This window comes from Streptomyces xylophagus, assembly GCF_000716435.1.
GTDB lineage: Bacteria > Actinomycetota > Actinomycetes > Streptomycetales > Streptomycetaceae > Streptomyces > Streptomyces xylophagus.
Genome location: NZ_JNWO01000010.1, coordinates 173,693 through 193,650, shown reverse-complemented (window position 1 = coordinate 193,650; position 19,958 = coordinate 173,693). Strand labels below are relative to the sequence as shown.

14 protein-coding genes are annotated in these 19,958 nt (G+C 69.1%); 8 read left to right on the top strand and 6 right to left on the bottom strand.

Annotated elements, in window-relative coordinates:
• Positions 1–104 precede the first annotated feature (104 nt).
• Positions 105–3,242: an isoleucine--tRNA ligase gene (gene ileS / locus OO70_RS24370; protein ID WP_043675369.1), complete on the bottom strand. Its 3,138-nt coding sequence runs from the start codon at positions 3,240–3,242 to the stop codon at positions 105–107.
• Positions 3,243–3,858: 616 nt separating this feature from the next.
• Here ileS and OO70_RS24365 point away from each other — a divergent pair.
• The 6 genes from OO70_RS24365 to OO70_RS24340 all read left to right on the top strand — a co-directional run bounded on the left by OO70_RS24365 (position 3,859) and on the right by OO70_RS24340 (position 9,510).
• Positions 3,859–4,809 carry a TraR/DksA family transcriptional regulator gene (locus OO70_RS24365; RefSeq protein ID WP_051741550.1) on the top strand — a complete coding sequence of 317 codons (951 nt, stop codon included), beginning with the start codon at positions 3,859–3,861 and terminating at the stop codon, positions 4,807–4,809.
• An 88-nt stretch (positions 4,810–4,897) separates the two neighbouring features.
• Positions 4,898–5,473 (top strand): signal peptidase II, encoded by a 576-nt coding sequence (gene lspA, locus OO70_RS24360; RefSeq protein ID WP_043675366.1) that lies wholly within the window; start codon positions 4,898–4,900, stop codon positions 5,471–5,473.
• Between the two features lie 73 nt (positions 5,474–5,546).
• The gene (locus tag OO70_RS24355) at positions 5,547–6,491 is read left to right on the top strand and encodes an RluA family pseudouridine synthase (protein WP_043675606.1); all 945 of its coding nucleotides are present in this window, start codon (positions 5,547–5,549) and stop codon (positions 6,489–6,491) included.
• A complete protein-coding gene (locus OO70_RS24350; protein ID WP_043675363.1) occupies positions 6,488–6,958 on the top strand; it encodes a GNAT family N-acetyltransferase in 471 nt (156 codons plus the stop codon). The genes OO70_RS24355 and OO70_RS24350 overlap by 4 nt, the downstream gene beginning before the upstream one ends.
• 92 nt (positions 6,959–7,050) lie before the next feature.
• Positions 7,051–8,637: a Na+/H+ antiporter gene (locus tag OO70_RS24345; protein ID WP_043675360.1), complete on the top strand. Its 1,587-nt coding sequence runs from the start codon at positions 7,051–7,053 to the stop codon at positions 8,635–8,637.
• Positions 8,638–8,769: 132 nt separating this feature from the next.
• Positions 8,770–9,510, top strand: coding sequence for an SDR family NAD(P)-dependent oxidoreductase (locus OO70_RS24340; protein ID WP_043675357.1), 741 nt, complete (start codon positions 8,770–8,772; stop codon positions 9,508–9,510).
• 257 nt (positions 9,511–9,767) lie between these two features.
• Here the strand turns inward: OO70_RS24340 and OO70_RS24335 are convergent, their stop codons facing one another.
• A complete protein-coding gene (locus OO70_RS24335) occupies positions 9,768–10,874 on the bottom strand; it encodes a mechanosensitive ion channel family protein (protein WP_043675354.1) in 1,107 nt (368 codons plus the stop codon).
• Between the two features lie 29 nt (positions 10,875–10,903).
• Between OO70_RS24335 and OO70_RS24330 the strand changes: the two genes are divergently transcribed.
• Positions 10,904–11,473, top strand: coding sequence for a dienelactone hydrolase family protein (locus OO70_RS24330; protein WP_043675351.1), 570 nt, complete (start codon positions 10,904–10,906; stop codon positions 11,471–11,473).
• Between the two features lie 12 nt (positions 11,474–11,485).
• Here the strand turns inward: OO70_RS24330 and OO70_RS24325 are convergent, their stop codons facing one another.
• The 4 genes from OO70_RS24325 to OO70_RS24310 all read right to left on the bottom strand — a co-directional run bounded on the left by OO70_RS24325 (position 11,486) and on the right by OO70_RS24310 (position 16,216).
• The gene (locus OO70_RS24325; protein ID WP_043675349.1) at positions 11,486–13,147 is read right to left on the bottom strand and encodes an alkaline phosphatase D family protein; all 1,662 of its coding nucleotides are present in this window, start codon (positions 13,145–13,147) and stop codon (positions 11,486–11,488) included.
• Positions 13,148–13,227: 80 nt separating this feature from the next.
• A complete protein-coding gene (locus OO70_RS24320; protein ID WP_043675604.1) occupies positions 13,228–14,046 on the bottom strand; it encodes a DsbA family protein in 819 nt (272 codons plus the stop codon).
• An 86-nt stretch (positions 14,047–14,132) separates the two neighbouring features.
• Positions 14,133–14,822, bottom strand: coding sequence for a hypothetical protein (locus OO70_RS24315; RefSeq protein WP_043675346.1), 690 nt, complete (start codon positions 14,820–14,822; stop codon positions 14,133–14,135).
• A gap of 68 nt (positions 14,823–14,890) precedes the next feature.
• Positions 14,891–16,216, bottom strand: a complete 1,326-nt coding sequence (locus tag OO70_RS24310) for a DUF2252 domain-containing protein (protein WP_043675343.1) — start codon at positions 16,214–16,216, stop codon at positions 14,891–14,893.
• 188 nt (positions 16,217–16,404) lie between these two features.
• Here OO70_RS24310 and dnaE point away from each other — a divergent pair, with 188 nt between their 5' ends.
• Entirely contained in the window at positions 16,405–19,944 is a 3,540-nt protein-coding gene (gene dnaE / locus OO70_RS24305) for a DNA polymerase III subunit alpha (protein WP_043675340.1), read from the top strand.
• Positions 19,945–19,958 lie beyond the last annotated feature (14 nt).

Below are 19,958 nucleotides of genomic sequence, written 5' to 3'. Positions count from 1 at the left end.
GATCCGGGGCCCCGCCCTTTTGGCGTGCCGGGTGACTGACGGACATGAGAAAGGCCCGGCCTCCCCGCACAGGGAGGCCGGGCCCTTTCTCGCGCCGGTGGTGGTTACACCTTGTGCAGGCGGAACACCAGGGACAGGCCCTCGTCCGTGAACGGGGCGCCGTAGCTGTCGTCCGCCTCGCCCTGGGCGAAGTCCGTGGCGAGGACCTCGTCGGCGATCAGGGCTGCGTGCTCGGACAGGGCCGAGATGACCTCCGGGTCGGTCGACGTCCAGCGCAGGGCGATCCGGTCGGCCACGTCCAGGCCGCTGTTCTTGCGGGACTCCTGGATCAGCCGGATCGCGTCACGGGCCAGGCCCGCCTGTCGCAGCTCCTCCGTGATCTCCAGGTCGAGGGCGACCGTCGCACCCGAGTCGGAGGCCACGGACCAGCCCTCGCGCGGGGTCTCTGTGATGATCACCTCATCCGGAGCCAGCGTGATGGTCTCGCCGTCCACCTCCACGGACGCCGTGCCTTCGCGCAGGGCGAGGGACAGGGCCGCCGCGTCCGCGTTCGCCACGGCCTTCGCGACATCCTGGACGCGCTTGCCGAACCGCTTGCCCAGGGCGCGGAAGTTGGCCTTCGCCGTGGTGTCGACCAGCGAGCCGCCGACCTCGCTCAGCGAGGCGAGCCCCTCGACGTTCAGCTCCTCCGTGATCTGCGCGTGCAGCTCGCGGTCCAGGGCGGCGAAGCCCGTCGCCGCGATCAGCGCGCGGGACAGCGGCTGGCGCGTCTTGACGCCCGACTCCGCGCGCGTGGCCCGGCCCAGCTCCACCAGGCGCCGGACGAGGACCATCTGCTTGGACAGCTCGGGGTCGATGACGGACAGGTCCGCCTCCGGCCATGACGACAGGTGGACCGACTCGGGGGCGCCCGGGGTCACCGGGACGACGAGGTCCTGCCAGACCCGCTCGGTGATGAACGGGGTCAGCGGGGCCATCAGTTGGGTCACCGTCTCGACGACCTCGTGCAGGGTGCGCAGCGCGGCCTTGTCGCCCTGCCAGAAGCGGCGACGGGAGCGGCGGACGTACCAGTTGGACAGGTCGTCGACGAACGCCGACAGGAGCTTGCCGGCGCGCTGGGTGTCGTAGGACTCCAGAGCCTGTGTCACCTGGTCGGTGAGCGCGTGGAGTTCGGACAGCAGCCAGCGGTCCAGGACCGGCCGGTCGGCCGGGGCCGGGTCCGCCGCGCTCGGCGCCCAGTCGGACGTGCGCGCGTACAGCGCCTGGAAGGCGACCGTGTTCCAGTACGTCAGGAGGGTCTTGCGGACGACCTCCTGGATCGTGCCGTGGCCCACGCGTCGTGCCGCCCACGGGGAACCGCCGGCCGCCATGAACCACCGCACCGCGTCCGCGCCGTGACGGTCCATCAGCGGGATCGGGTCCAGGGTGTTGCCCAGGTGCTTGGACATCTTGCGGCCGTCCTCGGCGAGGATGTGGCCGAGACAGACCACGTTCTCGTACGACGACTTGTCGAAGACCAGGGTGCCGACGGCCATCAGCGTGTAGAACCAGCCGCGGGTCTGGTCGATGGCCTCGCTGATGAACTGTGCCGGGTAGCGGGACTCGAAGAGTTCCTTGTTCTTGTGCGGGTAGCCCCACTGCGCGAACGGCATCGAACCCGAGTCGTACCAGGCGTCGATGACCTCGGGCACGCGCGTGGCGCTCTCGCCGCACTGGGGGCAGGCGAAGGTGACCGCGTCGATGAACGGGCGGTGCGGGTCCAGGCCCGACTGGTCGGTGCCGGTCAGCTCGGTCAGCTCCGCGCGGGAGCCGACTACCGTGAGGTGGTTGTCCTCGCAGCGCCAGATCGGCAGCGGGGTGCCCCAGTAGCGGCTGCGGGACAGCGCCCAGTCGATGTTGTTGTTCAGCCAGTCGCCGTACCGGCCGTGCTTGACGGTGTCCGGGAACCAGTTGGTGTTCTCGTTCTCCTGGAGGAGGCGGTCCTTGACCGCCGTGGTGCGGATGTACCAGGAGGGCTGCGCGTAATACAGGAGCGCGGTGTGGCAGCGCCAGCAGTGCGGGTAACTGTGCTCGTACGGCACGTGCTTGAAGAGCAGCCCGCGGTCCTTGAGGTCCTCGGTGAGCTTTTCGTCGGCCTTCTTGAAGAAGACACCGCCTACCAGCGGGACGTCCTCGGCGAAGGTGCCGTTCGGACGGACCGGGTTCACGACCGGCAGGCCGTACGCGCGGCAGACCTTGAGGTCCTCCTCGCCGAAAGCGGGGGACTGGTGGACCAGACCCGTGCCGTCCTCGGTCGTCACGTACTCCGCGTTCACCACGTAGTGGGCGGGCTCCGGGAACTCCACGAGCTCGAACGGACGTTGATACGTCCAGCGCTCCATCTCGGTGCCGGTGAAGGTCTCACCGGTGGTCTCCCAGCCCTCGCCGAGCGCCTTGGTGAACAGCGGCTCGGCGACGACGAGTTGCTCCTCGCCGTTCGTCGCGACGACGTAGGTGACCTCGGGGTGGGCGGCGACGGCCGTGTTGGACACCAGTGTCCAGGGGGTCGTCGTCCACACCAGGAGTGCGGCGCGGCCGGCCAGCGGACCGGAGGTGAGCGGGAAACGGACGTACACGGAGGGGTCGACGACGGTCTCGTAGCCCTGCGCCAGCTCGTGGTCCGAGAGGCCCGTCTGGTCGCGCGGGCACCAGGGCGCGACGCGGTAGTCCTGGACCAGGAGACCCTTGTTGAAGATCTCCTTGAGCGACCACCAGACCGACTCGATGTACTCGGGGTCCATCGTGCGGTACGGGTCCTCGAGGTCCGTCCAGTACCCCATGCGGGTCGTGAGCGCCTCGAAGGCGTCGGTGTGCCGGGTCACGGACTCGCGGCACTTGGCGTTGAACTCGGCGATGCCGTACGCCTCGATGTCCTGCTTGTCGGTGAAGCCCAGTTCCTTCTCGACCGCCAGCTCCACCGGGAGGCCGTGGCAGTCCCAGCCGGCCTTGCGGCCCACGTGGTAGCCGCGCATGGTCCGGAAGCGGGGGAAGACGTCCTTGAAGACGCGCGCCTCGATGTGGTGGGCGCCCGGCATGCCGTTGGCCGTGGGCGGGCCCTCGTAGAACACCCACTCGGGGCGTCCCTCGGACTGGTCCAGGGTCTTGGCGAAGATCTTCTGCTCGCGCCAGAAGTCGAGCACGGCGTGCTCGAGCGCGGGCAGGTCGACCTGGGCGGGCACCTGGCGGTACGTCGGCGTTGTCATCAGCGAGCTTCCTCCGGCGGACTTTCTGCCTTCCGTCCGGAGGGACGAGAGCTACGACTTTCCGTACGCCGTGTGCGGCGCGCTCCCGCGGTACCACCCTCCTTGGCTCCCCGGTGCATCCAGCGCACCAGTGAGCCCCCTCATTGGGGTCGCGATACCGGGTCTACTCGCCGCGTCCGATCGGCTGCGGCTTTCTTCCGGCGGCTCCGGGGTGATCTTCACGTCGCGCTCGCCCCCGGGCTTCCACCGTCCCCGGGTCGCTCTGGGCTGCTTACGCCGCTACTCGTCCCCATCCATGCTTCTCGCTCCGCCCAGTGTACGGGGCCGCACGGACAGCGGCCGACCGGTTTTGCGGAGGCCTCGGCCGGATGCTTGTCGGCCTGCCGCACGACTCGAATGGCGCTGAACGTGTGTTCGGATTCCCGGTGTGGATTCGGGACGCCGGGCTCGGCGGATTACCCGGCGGGGAGCTGGGCACAACGCATGAAGGCTCGCCGCGCGAGGCCAGGGGGGTGGACGAATCGGGCGGCGTGCCCCGTTGCCGCGGGACTCAAGTCGATTTATCGTCCCAGCACGATTCGCGTGCGTGATCACAAAATGTGAAGGGGCCGCGGCCATGGTGGCGAAGAAGACCGCCGTACAGCAGTCGGCGTCCAAGTCCACGAGTGCCGGTGCCTCCGGCGGTGGGACCAAGGACGTGGGGGGGAAGAAGAGCGCGGTCAAGAAGACCGCGGCGAGGAAGACCGCCGTGAAGAAGGCGACCGAGGAGGGGCCCGAGAGACCGGTGGCCGCCAAGAAGGCGGTGGCCGGGAAGAGCGCCGCGAAGGCGGCGCCGCCGACAGGGAAAACGACGGCTACGAAGGCCACGGCTACGAAGACGGTGGCTACGAAAGCCGCGCCGACCAAGAAAGCGGCAGTGAAGAAAGCGGCCGTGAAGAAAAACGCCGTCCCTAAGAGCACGACGGCGAAGAGCAGCCCCACGAAGACGACGACCACGAAGACGACGAAGAGCACGACCGGTACGAAGAAGAGCGCGGCCAAGAAGGCGAAGGCGGGCGCGGCGCAGGCCGCGGAGCAGACGGGAGCCACGACGGTGGTTGCGAAGAAGACTTCTGGTACGGCCACGGCGGCGAAGAGGGCGGTTCCCAAGGCACGGGTCGCGGCTGTGCCCGGCGAGCTCGCGGTGCGCCCTGGTGAGGACCCCTGGACGCCGGAGGAGGTCGAGGAGGCCCGTACCGAGCTGCTGTCCGAGGCGGAACGGCTGCGCGAGGAGATCACCTCCACCGAGCAGGCCCTCGCCGGTCTGATGCGGGACTCCGGGGACGGTGCCGGCGACGACCAGGCCGACACCGGCACCAAGAACATCACGCGCGAGAGCGAGATGGCGCTGGCCGCCAACGCGCGCGAGATGCTGATCCAGACCGAGCGCGCCCTGGGGAAGCTGGACGCGGGCACGTACGGCCTGTGCGAGAACTGCGGCAACCCGATCGGCAAGGCCCGTATGCAGGCCTTCCCGCGGGCCACCCTGTGCGTCGAGTGCAAGCAGAAGCAGGAGCGCCGGTACTGAACGCGAGTACTGAACGCCGGTACTGAGGGTGCCGAGAGGTGTGCCGTACCCTCTTCCTCAGTCAGGCACCTAGGTTCGAGGGACTCACGTGGCAGAGGCGGAGCGCATCATCGGTACGCCGGATACCCCAGAGGCGGCGGGGGCCGAGCCGGAGCAGGGCGAGGGCGCGCGCCCCAGGGGCAGGCGCCGGATCGCCGTGCTGTTCGTGGTGGCCGCCTTCGCGTACACCCTCGACCTGGTCAGCAAGCTGCTCGTGGTGGCCAAGCTGGAGCACCACGCGCCGATCGAGGTCTTCGGGGACTGGCTGGAGTTCCACGCGATCCGCAACCCCGGCGCGGCCTTCGGGTTCGGCGCGGCCTTCACGGTCATCTTCACGATGATCGCGGCCGCCGTGATCGTGGTCATCGCGCGACTGGCGCGCAAGCTCTACAGCCTGCCGTGGGCCATCGCGCTCGGGCTGCTGCTGGGCGGCGCCCTCGGCAACCTCACCGACCGGATCTTCCGCTCGCCCGGCATCTTCCAGGGCGAGGTCGTCGACTTCATCGCGCCCAAGGGCTTCGCCGTCTTCAACCTCGCCGACTCGGCGATCGTGTGCGGCGGCATCCTGATCGTGCTGCTCTCCTTCCGCGGCCTCGACCCGGACGGCACCGTCCACAAGGACTGAGCAACGGTTCACGGGGGCTGGGCCCGCAGGCTCAGGTAAGGCGGTGTCGGACCCGTCCGGCATACTCGACCGAGTGAGCACAGTTCCCGAGATCCGAAACCTGCCCGTGCCCGACGGCCTGGAGGGTGAGCGCGTCGACGCCGCCATCTCCCGCATGTTCGGCTTCTCCCGTACGAAGGCCGCCGAGCTGGCCGCGGCGGGGAAGGTCACGGTCGACGGCTCGGTGGTCGGGAAGTCCGAGCGCGTGCACGGCGGGGCCTGGCTGGAAGTTGAGATGCCGCAGGCGCCCGCGCCCGTGCAGATCGTCGCCGAGCCGGTCGAGGGCATGGAGATCGTCTACGACGACGATGACGTCATCGTGATCGTCAAGCCGGTCGGCGTCGCCGCCCACCCCAGTCCCGGCTGGACCGGGACGACCGTCATCGGCGGGCTGGCCGCCGCCGGGTACCGCATCTCGACGTCCGGTGCCGCCGAGCGCCAGGGCATCGTGCACCGCCTCGACGTCGGCACCTCCGGCCTGATGGTGGTCGCCAAGTCGGAGCGCGCGTACACCTCGCTCAAGCGCCAGTTCAAGGAGCGCACGGTCGACAAGCGTTACCACACGCTGGTCCAGGGCCACCCCGACCCGACCAGCGGCACCATCGACGCCCCCATCGGCCGCCACCCGAACCACGACTACAAGTGGGCGGTCACCGCCGAGGGCAAGCCGTCGGTCACGCACTACGACCTCATCGAGGCGTTCCGCGCGGCCTCCCTGCTCGACGTGAAGCTGGAGACCGGCCGTACCCACCAGATCCGCGTGCACATGGCCGCCCACCGCCACCCGTGCGTCGGCGACCTGACCTACGGCGCCGACCCGACGCTCTCCAAGCGGCTGCGCCTGACCCGTCAGTGGCTGCATGCCGTCCGGCTCGGCTTCGAGCACCCCGCCGACGGCCAGTGGGTCGAGTTCGAGAGCACGTACCCGGACGACCTCCGGCAGGCCCTGGACCTGGTGCGTGAGGAGACGTACGCATGAGCCCGACGTCGTACGTCGTGCGGGTCGCCGATGACCCGGCCGACCGTGAGGCCTGCTTCGCGGTGCGCAAGGAGGTCTTCGTCGCCGAGCAGGGCGTGGCCCAGGAGATCGAGTACGACGACTACGACGCCGTAGCGACGCATGTGCTCGCCGTGCGCGAGGACGGGACGCCGCTGGGCACCGGGCGGTTGCTGTACGGCGAGGCGGCTGCCGCGAAGACCGATGGTGACCTGACCGTGGGGTCCCTGGGGCGGCTGGCTGTCACCAAGGAGGCGCGTGGGCTCGGGGTCGGGGTCGCGTTGGTGCGGGCGATCGAGGACGCGGCACGCGCGCGGGGGCTGGCCGCCGTAGACCTGCATGCGCAGACGCACGCGCTCGGGTTCTACGAACGGCTCGGCTATGAGGCGTACGGCCCGGAGTTCGCGGACGCCGGCATTCCGCACCGGGCGATGCGGCGCGCCCTGTAACCGACGGGCGTCGAAAAAGCTGGTGGGGCGGGTGGCGTGGCAGGCTGGGGCGTCCGCTGTGTGAACGTCGAGATCCCGCCGGAGCCCTGACCGTGGATCAATTGGCCCTGCTTTTCGTCCTGTTGCTCGGGGCCGTGGTGAGTGTCCCGCTCGGGGACCGGCTCGGTCTGCCGTCGCCGGTGTTGATGACGCTCCTGGGGATGGCCCTCGCGGTCGCCGACTTCGTGCCGAACGTGAACGTCCCGCCCGACCTGATCCTGCCCCTGCTGCTGCCACCGCTGCTGTACGCGGCCGTACGGCGCACCTCCTGGCGGCAGTTCACGGCCAACATCCGGCCCATCTTCCTGCTGGCCGTGGCGCTGGTCTTCGTCACCACTCTGGCCGTGGCCGCCGTCGCGAGCGCGATCGTGCCGGGGCTGCCGATCGCCGCCGCTGTGGCACTCGGCGCGCTCGTGGCGCCGCCCGACCCGGTCGCCGCGACCGCCGTCGCTGGTCAACTCGGGCTGCCGCGGCGGCTGGTGTCGATCCTGGAAGGCGAGGGCCTCTTCAACGACGTGACGGCCATCGTGCTGTACCACGTGGCGATCGCCGCGGCCGTCAGCGGTTCCTTCGACTTCTGGCGCGCCGGGCTCGACTTCGTGCTGTCCGCCGTCGTCGCCGTAGCCGTGGGACTGGCTCTGGGGTGGGCCGCGAACAAGCTGATGTCGGCTCTCGACGACGCCACCCTGCAGATCGGCCTGACGCTCCTGGTGCCGTATGCCTCGTACGTCCTGGCCGACGAACTGCACGGTTCCGGTGTGCTCGCCGTGCTCACCACCGCGCTGTTCCTCGCCGAGTACGCGCTCGGCGCCGACGACGTCCTGACCCGGCTCGCCGGGGCGACGGTGTGGGACGTGGTGGACACCCTGGTCACCGGAGTGGCCTTCGGACTCATCGGGCTCGAACTGCACAACGCGATCCGTACGGCGTCCGGGCGGTGGGGCGAGATGCTCGGCTGGGCTGCCGCGATCGTGGGCGTCGTCGTGGTCGTACGGCTGGCGTGGCTGCTGCCGGCGACCTGGCTGACGAAACGGCTGCACGCCAAGCGGGACTACGACGAGGAGATCCCGACGTCCTGGCGGGAGACCCTGATCATGTGGTGGGCGGGGATGCGCGGGGTGGCCTCCGTCGCCCTGGCGCTGGCGATTCCGCTGACCATGGACGACGGGTCGGCGTTCCCGGACCGGGACGAGATCGTGTTCATCGCGTTCGGGGTGATCATGGCGACGCTGGTGATCCAGGGGCTCACCTTGCCGTGGCTGGTGAAGCGGCTCGGGGTGCGGGCCGACACCGACAGCGAGAAGGCGTTCGAGAAGGAGCTGGCGGTGCGGGCGGCGAAGGCCGCGAAGCGGCGGCTGCGGGAGATCGAGGATGTCGAGGAGTTGCCGGAGGAGGTGTCCGAGCAGTTGCTGCGGCGGGCGTTCGACATCGGGGTGCGGATCTCTCCCGAGGTGGGGGACGGGGAGCGGCGGGAGGCGTACGAGAAGAGGGTGAAGCGGGTGAAGCGGATGCGGCGGATCCAGGGGGAGATGATGAGCGCGGCTCGGCATGAGGTGCTGGCTGCGCGGAGCGAACCCGGGGCGGATCCGGAGATCGTGGACCGGGTGCTGCGGCATCTGGACGTCCGTAGCTTGAGGTGAGATCTCCCACCCACGCACCGCCCGTTTACTGTCGGCTGGAGGGTGGGCGTTTGCCGTGGGGGCCGAGCGCCGTCGGCGGCCGCGGGTCGAATTCCCTCGTGTTCGCCCTCGCCTTCTTTGTAGGCTCGGCTCATGGCTCGTAACGTCGTAATCAGCGGTGGTGGTACGGGAATTGGGCTCGCTGCGGCGCACGCCTTCGCGGCCGGCGGGGACCGGGTGTTGCTGCTCGGGCGACGCCGTGAGGTGCTGGAGAAGGCCGGGGTGCCCGGGGCGTTGACGTACGCCGGGGATCTGAGTGAGCCCGAAGTGGTGCGGGGCGTGGGGCGGTTCGTCGCCGAGGAGTTCGGCACCGTGGATGTGCTGGTGCACAGCGCGGGTGGCAACGGGACGTTGGAGCCGGCGAGCGGCAGCGGCGATGCGCTGGACGCCGTGGCGCACAACTGGACCGTCAACTTCCGGATCAACACGCTGAGCGCCGCGCTTCTCACCGAGGCCCTGAAGTCGCGGCTCGCGGAGCCGGGCGGGCGGGTGCTGTTCGTCAGTTCCGTCGCCGCGTACCGGGGGTCGGGGAGCGGGGCGTACGGCGCGGCCAAGGCCGCGTTGCATCCGTACGCCCATGATCTGGCCCGGGATCTCGGGCCGCGCGGCATCACCGTGAACGTGGTCGCGCCCGGGTACATCGAGGACACGGAGTTCTTCGGGCCGGAGATCGCGGAGGCTCGGCGTGAGCGGATGATCCGGGACACGTTGACGGGGCGGGCGGGTACGCCCGGGGATGTTGCCGGGACCCTGCATTGGCTCGCCTCGCCGGCAGCTGGGCATGTCACCTCGCAGGTGATTCAGGTCAATGGCGGGGCTGAGCGGGGGCGTTGAGGGGCGCGGAGTTGCCGGAAGGGCCGGAGTCGGTGGCGTCGTGGTACGAGGCAGGGGGTGGTGGGGCAGGTTGTCGGTCGGCTGCGGCGCCGTCTCGGCTGGTCGCGCAGTTCCCCGCGCCCCTGAAAGACGGGGGTGTTGCCGGCGGAGCCAACTCGAGCGTTAAAGCCGGCTGCCCCCAACTCCCCAGGGGCGCGGGGAACTGCGCGACCAGCCCCCACCGGGCCCGAGGCGACCACGCACCGATCCCCGATCCGTCACCCGCGCCCCGCCCCCGGCGGCTCATGAGCCGGGCGGGCCGCACCCCCGTTCGGGGACGTGTCCTCGCCCGGCATCGGTGCCGCGTCCGCCGTGTTGACGCGGGGGAGGGCGTACGGGTGCTCCACGTACAGCCAGCGGATCATCTGTTCGCGGACCGTGACCCGTACCGTCCAGATGTCGTCGGCGTCCTTCGCCGTCACCAGGGCCCGGACCTCCATGGTGTTCGGGGTGGTGTCGGTGACGACGAGGCCGTAGCTGCGGCCGTCCCAGGCCGGGCACGCGCGCAGGATCTCGCGGAGCTGCTCGCGCATCGCGTCCACGGGGGCCGAGTGGTCGACCTGGAAGTAGACGATGCCGGTCATCTGAGGGGTGCCGCGCGACCAGTTCTCGAACGGCTTGGACGTGAAGTACGACACCGGCATGGTGATCCGGCGCTCGTCCCAGGTCCGTACCGTGAGGAAGGTCAGGGTGATCTCCTCGATCGTGCCCCACTCGCCGTCCACGACGACCGTGTCGCCGATGCGGACCATGTCGCCGAAGGCGATCTGCAGTCCCGCGAAGAGGTTGGCGAGAGTGGACTGCGCCGCCACACCGGCGACGATGCCGAGGACGCCCGCCGAGGCCAGCAGGGAGGCGCCGGCCGCGCGCATCGCGGGGAACGTGAGCAGCATCGCCGCGACCGCGACCACGCCGACGATCGCGGCGACCACACGCGTGATCAGCGTCACCTGGGTCCGGACCCGGCGGACCCGGGCCGCGTCGCGGGAGGCGCGGGCGTAGCGCGTGTACGACGACTCCACGATCGCGGCGGCGACCCGGATCATCAGCCACGCGGTGGCGCCGATCAGCACCAGGGTGAGGGTCTGGCCGATGCCGATCCGGTGTTCCTCAAGGAGTTGCGCCTGGTCGTAGGAGCCTCTGAGGAAGGCCGCGCAGAGCAGTAGTTGGTAGGGGACACGGCCTCGGCGCAGCAGGCCCCACAGTGTGGTGTCGTCGTGCCGGGCGTCCGCCTTGCGCAGCAGCAGGTCGGTGACCCAGCCGATGAGCAGCGTGAGGACGACGGAGCCGCCGATGACGATCAGCGGGCGCAGTACGTTCTCCATGTGTCCGACCGTACTGGCACGATGGCTTCATGAACATCATGCTCTTCCACTCGACGTACGGTCTCCGGCCGGCGGTGCGCGACGCCGCCGAGCGGCTGCGCGCGGCGGGCCACGAGGTGTGGACGCCGGACCTCTTCGAGGGGCATACGTTCGAGACGGTCGAGGAAGGCATGGCCTTCAACGACGGGATCGGCAAGGACGAGCTGCTGAAGCGGGCCGTGCTGGCCGCCGCCCCCTATTCGGAACGCGGACTCGTCTACGCCGGGTTCTCGCTCGGCGCCTCCGTCGCCCAGACGCTCGCCCTCGGCGACGAGAAGGCCCTCGGGCTGCTCCTCCTGCACGGCACCTCGGACATCGCGGCCAACGCCTCCGTCGACGACCTGCCGGTCCAGCTGCATGTCGCCGAGCCGGACCAGTTCGAGACGGACGACTGGCTCAGCTCCTGGTATCTCCAGATGGGCAAGGCGGGTGCGGATGTGGAGATCTACCGGTACGCCGGAGCCGGCCATCTGTACACCGACCCCGGCCTCCCGGACTACGACGAGGAGGCCGCCGAGGCCACCTGGCGGGTGGCGCTCGGCTTCCTGGAGACCCTCTAGAGACCTACGGACCTACACCGGGTCGTACGTCCGTTCCACTTTCTGGGTGCCGCTGCGCGTGCGGTACGACCGCTCCCAGGACGCGGTCGCGGTGGGCGAGGTGCGGTCGGACAGGACGTAGTAGTCCATCTGCGCCCGGTCGGCGGTGATGTCCAGGACGCCGTAGCCGTGGCGGTCCGTGTCGACCCAGTGGACGTGCCGGTTGGCGAGCTGGATGAGCGGGGCGGCGAGCGCGGAGACCGTGCCCTCGGGCACCTTGACTATGTCGTCGAGGTTGTCGGAGGTCACCGAGGTGATCACGAACTCCGTTGCCGCGGACGGAGAGAGCGGGTACGTTCCGGCGTCTACCGGCACGTCGTTGGCCCAGGACATGTGGATGTCGCCGGTGAGGAAGACCGTGTTGCCGATCGCGTTCGACCGCAGATGGGCGAGGAGTTCACGGCGGTCGTCGGTGTAGCCGTCCCACTGGTCGGTGTTGACGCCGATGCCGTCCTGCGGCAGGTCCAGCAGCTTGGCGAGCGGCTTGAGGAGGTCGGCGGTGAGTGAGCCGATGACGAACGGCGCGATCATCACCGAGTTGCCGACAAGGCGCCACTTGGTGTCCGAGGCCTTCAACCCGGCCTTCAGCCAGTCGAGTTGGGCGCGTCCCGTGATCGTACGGTCCGGGTCGTCGACCGCACCGCTGCCCGAACTCGCCTGCTGCGAGCGGAAGGAGCGCAGGTCGAGGAGGGAGAGGTCCGCCAGTTTGCCGAAGCGGAGGCGGCGGTAGGTGGTGCCTTCGATCGCGGGACGGACTGGCATCCACTCGAAGTACGCCTGTTTCGCGGCTGCTTGGCGTGCCGTCCAGGTGCCTTCGGCGCCCTCGGTGTGGTTGACCGCGCCGCCCGACCAGGCGTTGTCCGCGAACTCGTGGTCGTCCCAGATCGCGACGACCGGCGCCTTGGAGTGCAGGGCCTGGAGGTCCGGGTCGGTCTTGTACTTGCCGTGCCGGGTGCGGTAGTCGGCGAGCGTGATGATCTCGTTCAGGGGCGCGTGCGGTCGTACGACCGTGCCGCGCGTCCCGTACTCGCCGGACTTGTACTCGTAGATGTAGTCCCCGAGATGCAGCCAGGCGTCGAGGTCGTTCCGGGCCGCGAGATGGCGGTACGAGGAGAAGTAGCCCGCCTCCCAGTTGGCGCAGGTGACGACGCCGAAGCGCAGGCCGGACACGTTCGCGTCCGCCGCCGGCGCGGTGCGGGTGCGCGCCGCCGGGGAGTTGGTGCCGCCGGCCGAGAAGCGGAAGTAGTAGGCGGTGGCCGGGGCCAGGCCGCGGATGTCGGCCTTGACGGTGTGGTCGGAGTCGGCGGTCGCGGTGAGGGAGCCCTTGGCGACGATGTTGGTGAACGCCTTGTCGGTGGCTACGGTCCAGCTCACCTCGGTGTCCGGGCCGAGCCCGGAACCCGGGACCGCCTCGGCGGTGGGCGTCACCCGGGTCCACAGCAGGATGCCGTCCGGCAGTGGGTCCCCGGAGGCGACGCCGTGCAGGAAGGCGGGGGTGTCGGTGGCTGCCCCGGCGGGCAGCGCGGCGATCAGCGGGCCGGCCAGGACGGCGGTGGCGGCCGCGGCCTTGACGACCGTACGGCGGCGCGGGGAGGGCGAGTTGGCGCCCTCGGGTGCTCTGTATCGACTGGTCACGAGCGATCAGGTTACTGATCGGTATTAACGGGAGCGGGCGAACTCGTAAAAGTTCGCCCGCTCTTCCACCAGCCGTTGGTTCAGCCCTTCAGGGCCGCGTCCACCACCCTGGTGAAGTCGGCCACCGTCATGGGCGGGTTGCCCGAGGTGTCGGCCGTGAGCATCTTGCCGTTCATGACGAAGCTCGGGGTGCCGGTCACGCCGTCCTTGTTGTTGTCGAAGGTCTTCGACATGGCCATCGCCCAGGCGTCGTAGGTGCCCTTCTTGACGGCGGTCTGGAACTTCGTGTTGTTCTTCAGCGCGGAGACGGTGTTGGCGACCTTGATGAGGTAGCTGTCGTCCTTGAACTTGTCGGTCGTCTCGTCGGGGTGGTACTTCGTCGAGTAGAGCGCGGTCTTGTACTCGAGGAACGCGGTGGGGCTGACGTTCAGCGCGGCGCCCAGGGCGCTCAGGGCGTTCTTCGAGCCCTCGCCGTTGTCCTTGTTGTCGATGAACGTGCCACCGATGTACTGGATCTTGAACTTGCCGTCGTCGATGTCCTTCACGACGGTCGAGCCGACGGTCTGCTCGAACTGGGCGCAGACGGGGCAGCGCGGGTCCTCGTACTCCTTGAGGGTCTTCTTCGCGCTGGCCTTGCCGATGACGACCGTCGTGCCCTTGGTGCCCGAGGTGTTGGCCGGGGCCGTGACCTTGGCGTCCTTCAGGCCCTCCCAGTAGCTGGGCTTGTTGTTCTGCACGACGGCGTAACCTATGCCGCCGGCTATCGCCAGGACGCCGACGACCGAACCGGCCACGATGATCTGCCGCTTGACCTTGGCGCGCTTGGCCTCGCGCTCGCGCTCGGCGCGCAGCCGCTCACGGGCCGCCGTCTTCGCCGCCGCGCTGTTCCGCTTGCTCATGTTGGTGATCTCCATATGGGACGCGTACACGTCGTACGCGGAATACGTGTGGGGGACTGATGTGTGCTCAGGTACCTGTGGGGCGTTCAGACCGCGAGGAGGACCGAGCACGGCGGTCCACGCCGTCCCAGGGAGTGCACCAGCAGCCGCTCACGGACGGTGGCCGTGCGGCGCGTGGTGCGCGGCAGCCGGCGTACGGCCGAGGTGCGTCGGCCGGTCACGGCGGCGACGGCGAGGAGCAGGGGCCGGAAGCCCACCGCCGTGGCCGCGCGCAGCAGTTCGGTCAGCGCGCGCTCGCCGCGGCGCAGATAGGCGGCGGCCAGCAGCCCGACGCCGATGTGCGCGCCGAGCAGCAGCCAGGCGGCGGTGGCGTCGGTGTGCGCGAGCAGCGCCGCCGCCTGATGGGGATCGTTGGTCATCCGGGCCAGCGGGCTGCCCACGCTGCCGCCGCTGCACAGCACGTCCAGGCCGACCGCGCGCAGCGGTCCGGCGACCGGGCCGCCCGCCCGGCCGTAGCAGGCGTGCTGGCCGGTGGTGAACACCGTGTCGGCGGCCAGTTCCAGCGGGATCAGCAGCGCGGCGATCCGGCCGAAGCCGCGTTCGCGGCCCGCCAGCGCGTACGCGAGGACGAACACGGTGGCCGCGATGACGGCCACCGTGCCGAACGGAAGGGGGACCCGGGACAGCAGCACGTGCGACGCGGTGCTGAGCGTCACGACCAGTGCCGTGAACAGTGCCGCGCGTACGGCCCTGAGCTGGATCCCGGATATGTCCATAGCGGAGGTGAGTCTGTCATGTGCTCCGGTAAGGGACCCCTAAAGGGTTCCTGTGAGCGTACGGATGGTTACAGACCCGGAATCCGGCCGTTGCGGAACAGGTCGACGAAGATCTGGTGGTCGGCACGCGCGCGTGCGCCGTAGTCGTGCGCGAAGTCGACGAGCACGCCCGCGAAGCCGTCCTCGTCGGCCGCGATCGCCGCGTCGATGGCCCGCTCGGTGGAGAACGGCACCAGGGACTCCCCGGACTGGTCGTCGGCCGCCGCGTGCATGGTGGCCGTGGCCCGCCCGAGGTCGGCGACCACGGCGGCGATCTCCTCCGTGTCGTCGATGTCGCTCCAGTCCAGGTCCACCGCGTACGGCGACACCTCGGCGACCAGCTGCCCCGAACCGTCCAGCTCGGTCCAGCCCAGCCACGGGTCCGCGTGCGCCTGGAGGGCCCTCTGCGAGATCACCGTGCGGTGACCCTCGTGCTGGAAGTAGTCCCGGATCGCCGGATCCGTGATGTGCCGGGAGACGGCCGGCGTCTGGGCCTGCTTGATGTAGATCACCACATCGTTCTCCAGGGCGTCGCTGTTGCCCTCGAGAAGGATGTTGTACGACGGCAGCCCGGCCGAGCCGATGCCGATCCCGCGGCGGCCGACGACGTCCTTCACGCGGTACGAGTCGGGGCGGTCCAGGGAGGACTCCGGGAGCGTCTCCAGGTAGCCGTCGAAGGCCGCGAGGACCTTGTACCGGGTGGCCGCGTCCAGCTCGATGGAGCCGCCGCCCGAAGCGAACCGGCGCTCGTAGTCGCGGATCTCCGTCATCGAGTCCAGCAGCTCGAAGCGGGTCAGCGAGCGGGCGGTGCGCAGCGCGCCCAGCAGCGGCCCGTCGGCGGTGTCCAGGGTGAACGGGGGCACCTCGTCGCTCTTCGCGCCCGTCGCCAGCGCGTGCACCCGCTCGCGGTACGCGCCCGCGTAGATCTTCACCAGCTCGGTGATCTGCTCGTCACTGAGCGCCTTCGCGTACCCGAGGAGCGCGACGGAGCCGGCGAAGCGCTTCAGGTCCCACGTGAACGGGCCGACGTACGCCTCGTCGAAGTCGTTGACGTTGAAGACCAGGCGGCCGTTCGAGTCCATGTACGTGCCGAAGTTCTCGGCGTGCAGGTCGCCGTGGATCCACACGCGCGAGGTGCGGTCGTCCAGGTACGGGCCGCCCCGCTTCTCCGCGTCGAGGTCGTGGTAGAAGAGCGCCGCCGTGCCCCGGTAGAAGGCGAAGGCGGAGGCCGCCATCTTCCGGAACTTCACGCGGAACGCGGCCGGGTCGGCGGCCAGGAGCTCGCCGAAGGCGGTGTCGAAGACGGCAAGGATCTCCTCGCCGCGGTGCTCGTCGTTGAGCTGCGGAACCGACATCGCTCTGTGCCTCCTGGTACGGGTGGTGCATGACATGTGACGGGGTCTGTCGTCACCTTCCAACGCTCGAAGGTACGTGGGAGTGCCCGCCCTGTGTCAGTGGTGAGGCATAGGATTCGGTCTCGTCCCCCCAGACCGTCCGCTGCTCTTCGTCGATCGTTTCCCCTGCCATCCCTGGAGGCCACGCCGTGTCAAAGCCGCCGTTCACGCACCTGCACGTCCACACCCAGTACTCGCTTCTGGACGGTGCCGCGCGGCTCAAGGACATGTTCAACGCGTGCAACGAGATGGGCATGACCCATATCGCGATGTCCGACCACGGCAACCTCCACGGTACCTACGACTTCTTCCATACGGCGACGAAGGCCGGGGTCACGCCGATCATCGGCATCGAGGCGTACGTCGCCCCCGAGTCGCGGCGCAACAAGCGCAAGATCCAGTGGGGCCAGCCGCACCAGAAGCGCGACGACGTGTCCGGTTCCGGCGGTTACACCCACAAGACGATCTGGGCGGCGAACAAGACGGGCCTGCACAACCTCTTCAAGCTGTCCTCGGACGCGTACGCCGAGGGCTGGCTGCAGAAGTGGCCGCGCATGGACAAGGAGACCATCTCCCAGTGGTCCGAGGGGCTCATCGCCTCCACCGGCTGCCCCTCGGGCGAGCTGCAGACCCGGCTGCGCCTGGGCCAGGAGGAAGAGGCCCTGAAGGCGGCGGCCGAGTACCAGGACATCTTCGGCAAGGACCGCTACTTCCTGGAGCTGATGGACCACGGCATCGAGATCGAGCGCCGAGTCCGTGACGGCCTTCTCGACATCGGCCGCAAGCTCGGCATCCCGCCCCTGGTGACGAACGACTCGCACTACACGTACGCGCACGAGGCGACCGCCCACGACGCCCTGCTGTGCATCCAGACCGGCAAGAACCTCTCCGACCCGGACCGCTTCCGGTTCGACGGCACCGGCTACTACCTGAAGTCCACCGACGAGATGTACGCCGTGGACTCCTCGGACGCCTGGCAGGAGGGCTGCCGCAACACCCTCCTGGTCGCCGAACAGATCGACACCACCGGCATGTTCGAGGCGAAGAACCTCATGCCGAAGTTCGACATCCCCGAGGGGTACACCGAGGTCACCTGGTTCAAGGAGGAGGTGCGCCTCGGCATGGAGCGCCGCTTCCCGGGCGGCGTCCCCGACGACCGGCAGAAGCAGGTCGAGTACGAGCTGGACGTCATCATCCAGATGGGCTTCCCGGGCTACTTCCTTGTCGTCGCCGACTTCATCATGTGGGCGAAGAACAACGGCATCGCGGTGGGCCCGGGCCGTGGTTCCGCGGCCGGTTCGATCGTCGCGTACGCCATGGGCATCACCGACCTCGACCCGATCCCGCACGGCCTGATCTTCGAGCGGTTCCTCAACCCCGAGCGCGTCTCCATGCCCGACGTCGACATCGACTTCGACGAGCGTCGGCGCGTCGAGGTGATCAGGTACGTGACGGAGAAGTACGGCGCCGACAAGGTCGCCATGATCGGCACCTACGGCAAGATCAAGGCCAAGAACGCCATCAAGGACTCCGCGCGCGTGCTGGGCTATCCGTACGCGATGGGCGACCGCCTCACCAAGGCGATGCCCGCCGACGTCCTCGGCAAGGGCATCGACCTCTCCGGCATCACCGACCCCAAGCACCCGCGCTACGGCGAGGCGGGCGAGATCCGCGGGATGTACGAGAACGAGCCGGACGTCAAGAAGGTCATCGACACCGCCAAGGGCGTCGAGGGCCTGGTCCGGCAGATGGGCGTGCACGCCGCCGGCGTCATCATGTCCAGCGAGCCCATCGTCGACCACGCCCCGATCTGGGTGCGGCACACGGACGGCGTGACCATCACACAGTGGGACTACCCGCAGTGCGAGTCGCTCGGCCTGATCAAGATGGACTTCCTGGGGCTGCGCAACCTCACGATCATGGACGACGCCGTGAAGATGGTGAAGTCCAACAAGGGCATCGACCTGGAGATGCTCGCCCTCCCGCTGGACGACCCCAAGACGTACGAACTGCTGTGCCGCGGCGACACGTTGGGCGTGTTCCAGTTCGACGGCGGCCCGATGCGTTCGCTGCTGCGCCAGATGCAGCCCGACAACTTCGAGGACATCTCCGCCGTCTCGGCCCTGTACCGCCCCGGCCCGATGGGCATGAACTCGCACATCAACTACGCCGAGCGCAAGAACAAGCGCCAGGAGATCACCCCGATCCACAAGGAGCTGGAGGAGCCCCTCGAAGAGGTCCTCGCGGTCACCTACGGCCTGATCGTCTACCAGGAGCAGGTGCAGAAGGCCGCGCAGATCGTCGCCGGATACTCGCTCGGCGAGGCCGACATCCTGCGCCGCGTGATGGGCAAGAAGAAGCCCGAGGAACTGGCGAAGAACTTCACCATCTACCAGGCGGGCGCCCGGAAGAACGGCTACAGCGACGAGGCGATCCAGGGCCTGTGGGACGTCCTGGTCCCCTTCGCCGGCTACGCGTTCAACAAGGCGCACTCCGCCGCGTACGGCCTGGTCTCGTACTGGACCGCCTACCTCAAGGCCAACTACCCGGCCGAGTACATGGCGGCGCTGCTCACCTCGGTCAAGGACGACAAGGACAAGTCCGCGATCTACCTGAACGAGTGCCGGCGCATGAAGATCAAGGTGCTCCCGCCGAACGTCAACGAGTCGGTGCACAACTTCGCCGCCCAGGGCGACGACGTGATCCTCTTCGGCCTGGAGGCCGTGCGCAACGTCGGCACGAACGTGGTCGACTCGATCATCAGGTCCCGCAAGGCGAAGGGGAAGTACGGCTCCTTCCCCGACTACCTGGACAAGGTCGAGGCCGCGGCCTGCAACAAGCGCACCACCGAATCCCTCATCAAGGCAGGGGCGTTCGACACCCTGGGGCACACCCGCAAGGGCCTCACCGCGCACTTCGAGCCGATGATCGACAACGTGGTGGCGGTCAAGCGCAAGGAGGCCGAGGGGCAGTTCGACCTCTTCGGGGGCATGGGCGAGGAGGACACCAGCGAGCCGGGCTTCGGACTCGACGTGGAGTTCACCACCGACGAGTGGGAGAAGACCTATCTCCTCGCCCAGGAGCGGGAGATGCTCGGCCTGTATGTCTCCGACCACCCGCTCTTCGGCCTGGAGCACGTGCTGTCCGACAAGGCCGACGCGGGCATCGCCCAGCTCACCGGAGGTGAGCACGCGGACGGCGCGGTCGTCACCATCGGCGGCATCATCTCGGGCCTCCAGCGCAAGATGACCAAGCAGGGCAACGCCTGGGCGATCGCCACCGTCGAGGACCTCGCGGGCTCCATCGAGTGCATGTTCTTCCCGGCGACCTACCAGCTCATCTCGACCCAACTCGTCGAGGACACCATCGTGTTCGTCAAGGGTCGCCTGGACAAGAGGGAAGACGTGCCCCGCCTTGTCGCGATGGAGATGCAGGTCCCGGACGTGTCGAACGCGGGCACCAACGCGCCCGTGATCCTCACCATCCCGGCGACCAGGGTCACCCCGCCGATGGTGAGCAGGCTCGGTGAGATCCTCAGTCACCACCGGGGCGACAGCGAGGTCCGCATCAAGCTCCAGGGCCCGACCAAGACCACGATCCTGCGCCTGGACAAGCACCGGGTGAAGCCCGACCCGGCCCTGTTCGGCGACTTGAAGGTGCTGCTCGGCCCGGCCTGCCTGGCCGGCTGAGCGACAGGCGACAG